Source organism: Marinagarivorans cellulosilyticus (genome assembly GCF_021655555.1).
Taxonomy (GTDB): domain Bacteria; phylum Pseudomonadota; class Gammaproteobacteria; order Pseudomonadales; family Cellvibrionaceae; genus Marinagarivorans; species Marinagarivorans cellulosilyticus.
Map to the genome: position 1 here is coordinate 906,864 of NZ_AP023086.1, position 12,269 is coordinate 919,132.

Below are 12,269 nucleotides of genomic sequence, written 5' to 3' on the forward strand. Positions count from 1 at the left end.
CAAGGTTTTACGGACTAGTTTACGAACAAAGATCGCGATCGACTCTCGGAAGTCGAAGCAAAGACTGCCTCGGCGTCGTCGCTTGATTTCCATAATAGAAAAACTTTTATCAAATGATAATGCCCTAGAAGTGGGTATAATTATGCACAAAACGTACATAATAGGAGGGCGTGATGGATACCCTAGAGGGCATGCGTGTTTTTATTGCGGTTGCGCGCAAACAGTCGTTTACCGGTGGCGCAAAGGTTTTAGGGATAAGTACAAAGCTGGCGAGCAAGTATGTTGCCCAGTTGGAAGCCAAGCTGAGTGCGCAACTATTTAACCGAACCACGCGCAGTGTATCGCTGACCGCAACCGGCGCATCTTACTTAGAGCGCTGCAGCGCCATTGTGGACCAGTTGGATGAATTGGAAGATCTTGTGCAGCAGCGCCAAGCGGAGCTTGCCGGCCCCATCCGCATTACCGCGCCCACGGGCTTTGGTAGTCATCAGCTTATTCAGGCGCTTAACCCCTTTCAGCTTGCCAACCCTAAGGTTGAGATCGACTTACATTTATCCGATCAGCGGGTAGCGATTGTCGAAGAGGGATTCGACTTAGCCGTGCGTTTTGGTGCCTTAGAGGATTCCACATTAATTGCGCGCAAATTAATGAATATGCGTGTGGTGACTTTTGCATCGCCTGCTTATCTTGCGCAGCACGGCACGCCGCGTACGCCTGAAGAGCTAAGCGAACACAATTGTGTTATTTCTAAGGCGGCCACACACCCTTATCATTGGAAGTTCAATAATACTGGCAAAACCCTAACGGTGGTGGTGAGTGGCTCTCATCAGGCCAACGCTCCGCGGGCAGTAGCACATATGGTGGCTGGGGGTATTGGTATTAGCCGCGGGCCGTTGTACAGTGTTGCCCCGTTTTTAAAGTCGGGGCAATTGCAATTAGTGTTGGAAGACTATGAGCGTGAAGGCTTTTCTTTATATGCCGTTTACCCTACCAGCCGCCACTTAACAGCACGCATTCGCGCTTTGATAGACCACCTTGTGGATTATTTTTCTCAGTAAAATGTTGCGTGTTTTACCTTTTTCGATACCAAAAAGGTTGGATATCTAAAACCAAGTAAGCGGGAACGTCATCACTTGCGCGCACCCAAAAATCACTATTTTTTTGAGGCGCCCTTAATGCAGAATTGGCTATCAAACATAATGGCGTAAGTCAGCTAAAGAGTATCTGGCGTTGCATTCAAATTTGACCTTATGGCCTGTGGTTAGGAGAAGATATTCATTGAATATTTACGCAGGCACCAACTTTTTGAAAGCGCTGCCGATATTGGCTGGGGCTAATAGCTGTTGAGCGTTTAAATAAACGCCTAAATGAATTGGGGTCATCATAGCCAACGTTGCTGGCAATTATATCGATGGGGTCGTTGCTGGCTTCAAGCATTTGCTTTGCTTCTTCGATGCGTAGCGTTTGCACATACTCTAATGGCGCAAATCCGGTGGCTTTATTGAAACGACGTTTAAAGGTTCTCGGGTTCAATCCAGAATGTTTAATCATTTCGCTTACGGGGTTTTGCACTTCGTAGTTGTTGGCAACCCATAGCTGGCATTGGGCCACGACTTCGTCTTCGTGTGGCTTTGGGCGCGTCATCGCACTGAAGGGGAGTTGCCCATCATTACGGTCACCGAATAAAAATATTTTAGCGATACGCCTTGCTTCTTCGTTGCCACAGAAGTGCGCAATTAAATACAAGGATAAGTCTGACCAAGATGCCGAGCCACCAGAGGTGATAATTCTATCTTCCGGTTGCCCGGGTAAAAGTACGTGCTCTGGCATTAGATTTACCTTGGGGTAGTATTGTGCAAAAAGCTCGCTTACGCTCCAGTGCGTCGTAGCATTCTTCTCGTCTAATAACCCTGTTTCTGCCAATAAAATTGAACCCGAGCACACGGAGCAAATAATTGCTCCACGTTGATGCTGCGTTTTAATCCATTGAACCTCTTCCGCCCAAAGGCCATGCAGTGGCTGCTCAAGATCTAAGTAGAGATCCCCTGCGATAATCACGTCGGGGTTATCTGTTTCGCTGAATGGGCTATCGACCAAAATCGGAGCGCCCTGGTTGGTAACCAGTAACCCACTGCTTCGCCCTGCAATGGACACCGCGATTTGCGGTGTATGCGCTTGCCTACCTGTCATCAATTGCCACATTGTTCCCACGCAGGAAAACACTTCGTGTAATCCATAGAGCACGGCGGCGGAGGTCTCCTGGGTGGCTAGCAGGCTAATTTTCAGTGGGTGGCGGCGAAATGTATTTGGCATGGCTGGCAATTTGTCATATTTGCCCCGTTATTGTCAATTATGCGCCTAACAGGTTTTTGGTTTTATCCCTCAATATGCGCTCCTTCAACTAATTACAGAGAATTTAAAGGGAATCGCTATGTTTAAGGCTTCAAGAAGGCGCTTAGTGGGTGCTGCCATGGTGGGTGCAGGTACAGTTATGAGTGGCTGCGGGCTTCAAAAAGCGGGTAATCAAAGCCTGCACAAGGGGCGAGTTTTGTTGGGGCAAGTTCCTGATTTGCCGAAGGGATTAATTGATGCCGTTAACTTTCCACTTATTGATGCTATTGGGTCTTCTCCGCTTTAGTGAGGTAAAAAGAGATGCTAAGACCCGCCATATCCGTTGAAATGTAAGGTTCTCACGCCACTACACTTAAACGAATATATGAGCCTTAACATCTCCAGCAAAATTTTGAGCCTTCCTGGTCAGCGTGTCAAACAAGTTCAGCATGACTTGGCCCTGCAAAGATTGACTATACACTGCAAGCGAGACCGTCGTTATAGAGCGATTGACCCGTCAAGTAATGAGGCGGCCAACATCAACCGATACTTGCGCAGAACGATCCGTGATGTCCCTTTGTGTGGCTTCGAGTGCTATTTGGAAGTTGAGCTCGCTCAAGTTGTGACGACTTGCGGTAGGCGTCTAATGGAGGCTTGCGAATTTGTCGATACAGGCAATCGCTATACTCAAAGATTTTGCCAGTTGGTGAGCGGATTGTGTCGCCATATGAGTATCAGCACGGTCAGTCGGCACCTAAAGCTACGATGGGAAACGGTGAAAAATATGGATAAATTTCACCTAGAGAAAACGTTGCCTGCACTTAATCCTGAAAAATTAATTGACTTAAAATATCTTGGGGTCGATGAAGTCGCTAGAGCCAAAGGCCATGATTATATGACGGTGATTTATGACATGGAATCCGGTCATTTAATTGGCGTTGAGACAGGCCGTAAAGCCGAGGTGTTGACAGCGTTTCTAAAGCGCTTACCAGCACAAACCGCTGAAAACATAGAGGCGGTAGCCATGGATATGGGGCCAGCCTATCAAAAATCGGTACGCGAATGCTTGCCTAATGCTGACATTGTTTTCGATCGGTTTCATGTGATGCAAAACTACAGTAAAGCCATGAGCAATCAGCGTAGGATCGAGTTCAGAAAGGCGGATCGCGCAGGCAAAGAGCAGCTTAAAGGTACCCACTACCTGTTGTTAAAAAATGCCGACAAGTTAAATGATAAACAAGCCAATAAACTCCAGACATTGCTCGAAAATAATTCCAATATCAATACACTTTATATACTCAAAGAGCAGCTCCAAGCTTTGTGGAATGCAGGGAATTATGACGCCATGATGAATGCATTGGAGCAGTGGTGCGACATCGCGGAACAGACGAATATGCTCTATCTCAAGAAATTTGCAAAGTCACTAAGGAAGCATAGCGTAGGCATTTGTAACTACGGAAAACACGGGCTGACTAGCGCCAGAATTGAAGCCGGCAATGTCAGCATTGGCATGATTCGCAAGCGAGCAAGAGGCATCAAGGATACCGAGTACTTCAAGCTAAAAATAAGGCAATCATCGATGCCTGACGAGCAATCCATGTTCTATGGAAGCCACTAGATCACCTCACTAAAGCGGAGAAGAGCCATGCTATTCATGGCCGCCGTTCAAGACGTTTTGCCTTAGGTGCGTCGATTCCCGGCGGTCCTCTCGCTTATAAATCGCGTCATGCCCCCGAGCCATTGAGCGAATTAGAAAAAATGCTATTGCTCACCACCGTTGGGGGCAACACCGGCTGGACAAATTTAATTCCTTACAATCGTCACTATCAGCCCCAAATTCCGAATTACGCCGGTGCGGCGGGAGGGCGAACCTTTCCATCATCTGCGGGCTTTCATACCAGCGATTTGTTTTTCACGGACGACACGGGTGCCTATTATTTACCAACACGGGATATGGCAAGTACAGAGGCTAGCAACTCCGAAAACGAACTCGATCTTAACGATTATCTCAATAAGCACCGCTCGCGAATCGTAAAACTATCGGATGGTCGTTTAAATATTCCAGCCTCGCCATTACACATGGAAATGCACAACGAGTGGTGCGCGAATGTGCCGGGCAGTACATTAATTATGCCTGTAGCCGACCTCGCGCAGCATATGTTGTTAACGCTGTGTTACCTCGTGCAAAACGGTGCTTGTATTTTCGACGACATTAATCAGCGCGCTATTCCTGGAATAGAAAAATTTAAAGATCTAGTGGATGTAGAAAATCCCTATCCGCTGAGTTATGTCGAGCAAATTGCGTTAACCGAAACCACCGTTGAAATATCAACATCCTGTTATGCCGGAGCATTAATGTTGCAAGCGATGGGTCTTGGTGGCTGGATGTACGATGGCATTAACCCAATCAGTGTACTCGGCGCGAGTGGTGACCCTGAGGTCCCTGGGTTCGGCTTTAGTTCAGAGACGAATAGTCAATGGCCTGTGCCCAATGTTACGGGATTGAAAGGTGTCTTCGAGGGGCATTGCCCGCCTTTCTTTCCCGATATGAGAAGTGCGGTCGATGCAGTGACTAAACGAAAGTTTGGCGACGCCGGCCCATTCAATGCAAATACTAATGGCCCCTACAAAAATTCTTCCAAAGTGCGTGGCAGTGCGGCTGGGCATAACGAGCATTTTGCGGAGTGCGTAGCACTCATGGCGCAATATGTTTACGACACTTTCGGGCGCTTCCCCGCCACGGTTCCTTCAATATACGCATTGATGTATTTGCAAGCGCACAAGTTGGATACCGATTTTTACGATAAGCATTTTGAAGCGGGTGGCTATTTAAAAACCCATGCAAATCATCACAAAAATTGGTAGGTGTGCTGTGACTTCGAATTACAAAAACAATGCGATTCGTGGGCCGATCAATGCTTGGTTGTTTAATGTTTTGTCAAGTTATATGAATCTGATGTTTGGTGCCTCAAAAGCCCAATTATTTAAAGGCCATCCCGATACCGTTGTAGAAATCGGTTCAGGCGCTGGCGCCAATATGCGCTACCTAAGGCGGGGGACAACATTAATTGCAATCGAGCCCAATATTCATATGCATCAAAATCTTAAAAAGAGTGCTAAAAAATACGGCATTTTATTAGAGATTAAAACCACTACCGGAGAATCAATTGATATACCGAAAGCGTCCGTGGACTTAGAAAAGATAGGACATCCAAAACCTGATAAACGGTAATGCAAAAAACTCGGTGATTGGCTATACCTAAATGACTAGGTAGTATTTATCATTGAGGTTTTTTATGACTCAAGCGCGCAGAACATTGATCTCTTTAGATCAGACCAGCTGGTTCCATATTTGCTCACGTTGTATTAAACGCTCATTTCTCATGGGCGAAGATAAATACAGCGGTAAAAACTATGAGCATCGTCGTGAATGGATATCGGATAGACTTGCTGAACTTGGGGATATATTTGCGCTAGACATCGCTGCATACGCAGTATTGTCAAATCACTATCATTTGGTACTGCATATTGATGCGGAAAAAGCAGCAGGGTGGAGTGATAAAACGGTTATTCGGCGTTGGATGATGTTATTCAAAGGCAATGAATTAGCCCTTAAAGTGTTAAAAAATCAGTCTATCAATGAAGCGGGGCAATATCTTGTCGATGACCTTGTCGCTGAGTGGCGTAAACGTTTGAGTAGCATTAGCTGGTTTATGCGTTGTTTAAATGAACATATCGCACGACTCGCAAACGCGGAAGATAAATGCACTGGCCGTTTCTGGGAGGGGCGCTTTAAAAGCCAGGCTTTACTCGACGAGCAGGCGATTATTACCTGCATGACGTATGTCGATTTAAACCCTATGCGCGCCGGCATGGCGGAGCTGCCAGAAACCAGTGATTTTACGGCCATTCAACAGCGCATTCAGTCTTTGAATAAACCCGCTAAAAAAGCTAAAGATAAAAAGCCCATTAGGCTGGCCAATTTCTGTAAACCACCTAAAAATAATCACCTTGCCACTGCCGATTCCGTAGACCAAGGGCAGCGTTCTACAGGTGTTATTCCCTTTTACTGGCGCGATTACCTTGAACTCATCGACTGGACGGGGCGAGCTATTCTGCCCAATAAGAGCGGCGCCATCGCACTTGCATCACCTAAAATACTCAAGCGTTTGGAAATTAATTGCGATGACTGGCTAGAAAATATGCCCCGCATCGAAACCGATTTTCACCACTGTATTGGCCGCTGTGATTCCATAAAACCCTGTGCAGAAAAGCTTGATCAATGCTGGGTTAAAGGATTGGGTGCCGCTCGGCGATTGTTTGGTTGTTAGATACCACTTCATTGAACTGATGATACAGCCCCTATTATGTTGGTGGGTTTGTATTTGATGTCTAATAGGCATCACCCCATGCAAAACCTTCTATTTTTCGAAAAAAATTGTATTATTATTCAATCGTGATATCTATAGTTTGAGGCCTTTCGTCGGTGGGCATTACACTTTAAACAAATTAGTTTTGGATGTCCTGTAAATAATCTGCAGAGGCTGGGTATTTAACGGTAGTAGAAGGTGATGAAGGTTTTGATGAAGCATTGCCGATTGCCATTGATATTCTTCAATTTTGGGCATGGATGCAACCAAAGTTTAATGTCGACCTAAATTTCGATGGGGAAATTCGTATTAGATCAGTGGATAAGGAAAACGAAATTGAGATCAACGCTATTGGTAGGCATATGTTCAGTACCGGATTTGCGGGTGGTAGCGCATGGACTAGCCTAGTCGAAGAAGGCGTGAAAGATCTCGACAGCAACCTAGTACTAAAAATTAGAAGTATCCGTGAAGAATAGAAGCTATAAATCGGGTAAGAGCTGGTTTCTAGCCAGCTCTTACCCGATTTAAGCTAATCACATTGATCGATTTGCAGTCGACTCAACGGTTGAAAATTATCGTTGCGATTGTCTTAAATATTTGATCAAATATTGTTCAATTTCATCAAATGAAAAGGCGGGGAAGAATCGATGGTTTTCAACCGCCTCGTTATGAGTTTTCGAATGTATCGTGCATTACTTATTATTCTATTTTCTATCCCCGGATACTCACTTGGGTGTAATGACAAACTTGACGATTTTGACCAAGCACTCTCTGAGCTGAGTATTGAGGTTGTGTATTCAAAGGAATGTAATTTGGTCTTGGTTAAGGGGCCGGAAAATCTTGCCGCGCAAAAGAAACTCGATAAATTATATCTAGTACTCAGGGGACGCACCAGTGGTAAACAGTTTGAATTTTCTACTTATATTGAAGTGTCAAGGTCTGGTCGTGGAGAGCAGGCTGGAGGCGTATGTATTGACTACGATTCTGCAGTTCAGCTAGATATCGAAGCTTCATATGGGGCAAGTGCTGGTGTTGTTAAGTGCAATCTTCCAAGTAGAATTTTCAAAAATATTCAGGAGCTGGTAAAAAAATCATAACCAGACTGTCGTGTATCGCCAGTTTCGCAGGGCAGGACAGCTTTTCCGTCGCTTATTTTTGAGACGGAAAAGGCTGCCACAAAAACAACCAACTACAAAGCTACGGCATATGGCAGTGTTAGCTTACAACAGATTTAGAAAGTCTAAGATATGTCAGAAGAGTATTTTGTTCTACATGAATGCAAGTTCACAGACGATAAAAAAAGGCAAATTGTATTTTCAAAAGATGCCAATAACGGATTTGAAAACGCTTGGAACCTATATATCCGGCGAGTTGCGAATGAGAAAGACCTTGAAGAAAATCATTACTTTGAGTCAGAGGGTGATATTGTCTGGGAGGCTACTATTGAAATAATCTATTGCCCTTTCTGCGGCACTAAGTTAGAAGGTGCGAGTGAGTTTAAAGGCGAGGCATCGTTATTTGAAACTGTTTCTAGTTGGTATGAGGCGCACGTGTAATAGTCATAAATAAACTCGAGCTTTTCGAGAAAGTTAACGATTTACCTCTGTTGCAGCCCAAATCTACGCTGCTTTTGTGTGTTTCATTGCACTGTAATACAAAACCCACTCCGGTTTGGTCGCTATAGCGCAAGGCGTTAGAAAAGGGCAATTATGAAGAGATTATTTTTTTTATGTGTATGTTTCCTTTGTAGCATTGCTGCTGCAGGAGCGGTTTTACCTGATTTGAAAATTGAGGAGCTTGAAGAAGGTGTTTATGTTTATACATCGTTCGAAGAAATTAACGGTTGGGGTATTGTTGCTAAACGCGGGTTGGTGGTTCTTGTAAATACTGACGCCTATCTGGTCGACACTCCGTTTACTGCTACAGAAACGGAAAAGTTAGTCAATTGGTTTGTGGCTCGCGGCTATAAAATCAAGGGCGCTATTTCCTCTCATTTTCATAGTGACAGCACGGGAGGAATAGAGTGGCTTAATTCTCAATCTATTCCCACGTATGCATATGAATTCACAAATGAGCTTCTTAAAGAAGGCGGGAAGATGCAAGCTAAACACTCATTTAGCGAAGTGAGTTATTGGCTAGTTAAAGATAAAATTGAAGTTTTTTATCCCGGCCCAGGCCACACTCAAGATAACGTGGTGATTTGGTTGCCTGAAAATAAAATTTTATTCGGTGGTTGTTTTGTTAAGCCTCACGGTCTTGGTAATTTGGGCGATGCAAATTTAGAAGCTTGGCCAAAGTCCGCAGAAATATTAATGTCTAAGTATGCTCAAGCAAAGCTTGTTGTTTCAAGCCATAGTGAAACTGGGGACGCATCATTATTAAAGCGTACATGGGAGCAGGCTCTTAAGGGGCTTAAAGAAAGTGAAAAACCATCACCGCCAACTAACTAAACTTCTAACAAGTTGTTGCATCGGGCAGTTTTTAAGTTGCGATTTTATGGCTTGGCTGCCGATGAAGCAGGACTGGCAGTCAAAAAAGCTAACGACACAAAGCCTTATTGATTATCTGCTGGGTTGGTCGATATGGCGCGAGTGACTCGCCTGCGGCTAGAGAATAATCGATGTGAAGGAACTCGCTGAATTTTGGGCGAGTTGTCCTTGGTTCCGACGCTTGGTGGAGGTAAACTGGCTGCCAAATCTACTCATGGTCTTTCCTTTTCATGCTCAAGCCTACCGAATTTGAATTCTGCCCAAAATGCAAAAAAAATACCGCCACCTCTATGGCTAACCCCGATGGCAGCGGTCGGTTTTATTGCACCACCAAGCACTGTGGCTTTGAAGTGCCCACCCAAAAGCAGGACATGGCTAAAGCGATGGATAAACTGGCGGATATTAAAAAGAAGATGTTTCCTTCATAGGGTGGTAGTTGGTATAAAGGTGGGGCGGTTGCGGTCTATTTTTCAATTGTTAATTGATTTTAGGCGTTTACTGTTTATTTTTTTTAGTTTTAGCGCATTGCCCTTATTGTCAAAGCTGGGTGAAAAAGCCCGCGCCCGTGCGATACCTTGAACCATTAATTCGGGCGTATTCTTGGGGGCGGGTATTTCCTCATGCAGTTGCAATATTTTAGGTAATAGCGTGGCGGCATCCCACGCTATTATCTTCGTATTAATCACAAATATTTCGGTTACCGCCGGTCACGGTTAAGTTCACCCAGTTCGAATTATCCGCACAGGGCGATTCGCGTACACTGGTATTGCTGACATTAAGGTTTGTGAAAGTTAAGTCGCGGGAGTTGTCGAATTCTGAACGGGCCGAAATGCGAAACTCGCCGCCGCCATTAACGGTACCGCTGTTAATAGTGACGTTATAGCAGTTTTCGATAAGTGCCGAGTTATTGCCGTTATTCGCCAGATCAATATTATTAATTTCTACACCGCCGGATTGCGACACGCAAAATAGGCCTCGGCCGCCGCCGCGCGAAATTAATTTATCGACGTAAATATTGGTGGGGTATTGGTTGTTGACGCGGCCATTGGTATTAGCAAAACGCAGCGTGGCATAGCCAGTCCCGACGCCCGTATTTATACCGTCAACAGTGCCAATATTGGCATTGCGGGAATTGTTGAGCAGTAAGCCGGCATAACCGGTATCGCGTGCGACGACAGTGCCAATGTCTAAGCCGTCGACATTCCAAGTTTCTACGCCGTGGCCACTGGTGCCCTCAACATAAATGCTGTCGATGGTTACATTGGTGGTTGTACCGCGGTTATCAAAACGTATACCTGCGCCACCACTGAGGCGTAAATCAATTTGCCCTAGGTGCAAGTTGTGGGTGTCGGCAATGAGTATTGCAAAGGCTGGGTTGCCCGTCATTTTAAGATAAGGAATGGAGACGTTCTCTGTTCTTGAACCCCAAATTGTGATGGCTCCTCTATTATTCGGTGTCGTATTGATGGTGCCGCACACCTCAAAAATCGTGTTGCTTTGGAGGTTGATTCGCGTATCGCCTACATCGCCGCTGGCCATAATAGTGACCCGCTCTTGCTGGGTTCTACCGGACGATAACTCACCCAGTGCCGCGATTATTGCGCCGCTATAGTCGTCGCCAAAGTTGCGGCCATTCATTTGGTAATTACCCGGCTGGCCGGTAACGCGAGCCTTCGCGGTGCCCGCGCCACATTCGCCGGGATTACCGGTATCTGGGTTGGGAGTAGGGGCAGGCGTGTAAGCTGCAAAATCTATCAGCTGCCATTGTTGTGCTAATTCGGCGCTGCGGGTGTACTGCGTAATACGGGTGCCGGCAACATCAGAGTTGAACTCGGGCGCCAGTACTTTATTGCTTAAACGGTTGCTGAGCTGGTGGTAGCCATTGCCTAAGTCAAGAATGTGAAACTGCTGGTTTTCACCGTCTAAGTCTTCCCATTGGACGATGTCGGCACCTTCGTCGGTAAGGAATTCGTATAAGTCGAGCGCAAGGCCCGAATGGCGTGCAACCATGCGGTAATAGTTATCGCCAGAATCGACAAAACGGAACTGCTGGTTTTCGCCGTCGGTACGATTCCACTGCGTTAAGGCGGCGCCTGCCTCTTCCGACACTTCTGCGATATCAAAAGCCAAGCCGTTGGCCCGGTTAGCAAGCACATACCAGCGGTTTGTATTCATCGCTACCGGGGTTGCGCTTGGTACGGGTGCTGCGCTGCTTGAGCTAACAACCGAGCTAGAGGTTGCGGCGCTAGACGCGGGCAAACTTGATGAGCTGCTACTATCTACGCTTGGCGTACTCGATGCCGCAGTAGGCGCACTTGATGAGCTAATAAGTGAGCTGCTTTCCATCGCTAGGCTACTCATGGCCGCATCGTCAGGCGCTTCGCCAACGCAGGCCGTTAGTAGGGTAACAAGAGATGTGCAGGCTAAAATTCTAACGGGTTTCATTGGGCCACCTTACCTAATCAGCTTTTTATTGGATGCTCTGGCGATTGATTCCAACAAATAGGGCAGACCGGTTCAAGCGGTTAATCTTCAAGCTGTGAAACCGATTACATTGCGTTGCTCAAAAGCTCTAGTCGTGCACTGTATTTAGGGGTATGGAGGTAAGCGCTATGGTGTGTTGTGGTCTCCAAGTTAATGCGCTGCAGGCGCCGTAAATGTGGAGCATGGTGTAGGTTATATGCTCACTTTAGCAGGCTGCATTTTTAGGTGTTTTTCTACATTCCAGCTTTGTAGTTAGTTTATTGGCGGTAGTTTTTCACAAAAAAGGCCAAGTTACAGTGACGTTGTTTTTATCATCGCCTCTATGGAATTCCCGAACTCATTCGCTAAGGCTTTACTCCTAGTCCTGCTGAAATTCGCTCATAGTGTGTATCTGATATGCATCATACTCTTCCCTTATGCGTTCCTCTTGAACGCTATTCATACTCCCGATGGATATATTGTTCCGACACCACCCTTCTCGAAGGTATTCACGATAACTCATCATTTTCGGGCCCTTATAAGCCGGCCTTTGAATACGGTAAGTCTTTTTAATCTTGTGCCCGAACACTTCGGCGTTTTCAAATCCTTGCCAATA

General features: G+C 45.8%; 12 protein-coding genes. 10 read left to right on the top strand and 2 right to left on the bottom strand.

All coding sequences use genetic code 11. The annotated features are described in order from the left end of the window. The first annotated feature begins 173 nt into the window (after window positions 1-173). A complete protein-coding gene (locus tag MARGE09_RS03580; RefSeq protein ID WP_236985988.1) occupies window positions 174-1,058 on the top strand; it encodes a LysR family transcriptional regulator in 885 nt (294 codons plus the stop codon). Between the two features lie 217 nt (window positions 1,059-1,275). Here the strand turns inward: MARGE09_RS03580 and MARGE09_RS03585 are convergent, their stop codons facing one another. Beyond that, the gene (locus MARGE09_RS03585; protein ID WP_236985989.1) at window positions 1,276-2,313 is read right to left on the bottom strand and encodes a GlxA family transcriptional regulator; all 1,038 of its coding nucleotides are present in this window, start codon (window positions 2,311-2,313) and stop codon (window positions 1,276-1,278) included. Between the two features lie 118 nt (window positions 2,314-2,431). Between MARGE09_RS03585 and MARGE09_RS03590 the strand changes: the two genes are divergently transcribed. The 9 genes from MARGE09_RS03590 (at window position 2,432) to MARGE09_RS03630 (ending at window position 9,618) form a co-directional block, all read left to right on the top strand. Beyond that, a complete protein-coding gene (locus tag MARGE09_RS03590) occupies window positions 2,432-2,638 on the top strand; it encodes a hypothetical protein (RefSeq protein WP_236985990.1) in 207 nt (68 codons plus the stop codon). A 78-nt stretch (window positions 2,639-2,716) separates the two neighbouring features. Beyond that, entirely contained in the window at window positions 2,717-3,949 is a 1,233-nt protein-coding gene (locus MARGE09_RS03595; protein WP_236981837.1) for an ISL3 family transposase, read from the top strand. Window positions 3,950-4,089: 140 nt separating this feature from the next. Further along, entirely contained in the window at window positions 4,090-5,196 is a 1,107-nt protein-coding gene (locus MARGE09_RS03600; RefSeq protein WP_236985991.1) for a hypothetical protein, read from the top strand. Between the two features lie 7 nt (window positions 5,197-5,203). Further along, a complete protein-coding gene (locus MARGE09_RS03605) occupies window positions 5,204-5,563 on the top strand; it encodes a class I SAM-dependent methyltransferase (RefSeq protein WP_236985992.1) in 360 nt (119 codons plus the stop codon). A gap of 64 nt (window positions 5,564-5,627) precedes the next feature. After that, window positions 5,628-6,662: a transposase gene (locus MARGE09_RS03610; RefSeq protein ID WP_236985974.1), complete on the top strand. Its 1,035-nt coding sequence runs from the start codon at window positions 5,628-5,630 to the stop codon at window positions 6,660-6,662. Between the two features lie 719 nt (window positions 6,663-7,381). Then, window positions 7,382-7,798: a hypothetical protein gene (locus MARGE09_RS03615; RefSeq protein WP_236985993.1), complete on the top strand. Its 417-nt coding sequence runs from the start codon at window positions 7,382-7,384 to the stop codon at window positions 7,796-7,798. A 150-nt stretch (window positions 7,799-7,948) separates the two neighbouring features. After that, window positions 7,949-8,257 carry a hypothetical protein gene (locus MARGE09_RS03620; RefSeq protein ID WP_236985994.1) on the top strand — a complete coding sequence of 103 codons (309 nt, stop codon included), beginning with the start codon at window positions 7,949-7,951 and terminating at the stop codon, window positions 8,255-8,257. A gap of 153 nt (window positions 8,258-8,410) precedes the next feature. Beyond that, on the top strand, window positions 8,411-9,151 hold the full coding sequence (blaIMP, locus tag MARGE09_RS03625; RefSeq protein ID WP_236985995.1) for an IMP family subclass B1 metallo-beta-lactamase: 741 nt from the start codon (window positions 8,411-8,413) through the stop codon (window positions 9,149-9,151). Between the two features lie 269 nt (window positions 9,152-9,420). After that, the gene (locus tag MARGE09_RS03630; RefSeq protein ID WP_236985996.1) at window positions 9,421-9,618 is read left to right on the top strand and encodes a hypothetical protein; all 198 of its coding nucleotides are present in this window, start codon (window positions 9,421-9,423) and stop codon (window positions 9,616-9,618) included. A 250-nt stretch (window positions 9,619-9,868) separates the two neighbouring features. On the opposite strand, the gene MARGE09_RS03635 is transcribed toward MARGE09_RS03630, so the two are convergent. After that, complete coding sequence (locus MARGE09_RS03635) at window positions 9,869-11,635, bottom strand: RICIN domain-containing protein (protein ID WP_236985997.1); 1,767 nt, start codon at window positions 11,633-11,635, stop codon at window positions 9,869-9,871. Window positions 11,636-12,269: the final 634 nt, after the last annotated feature.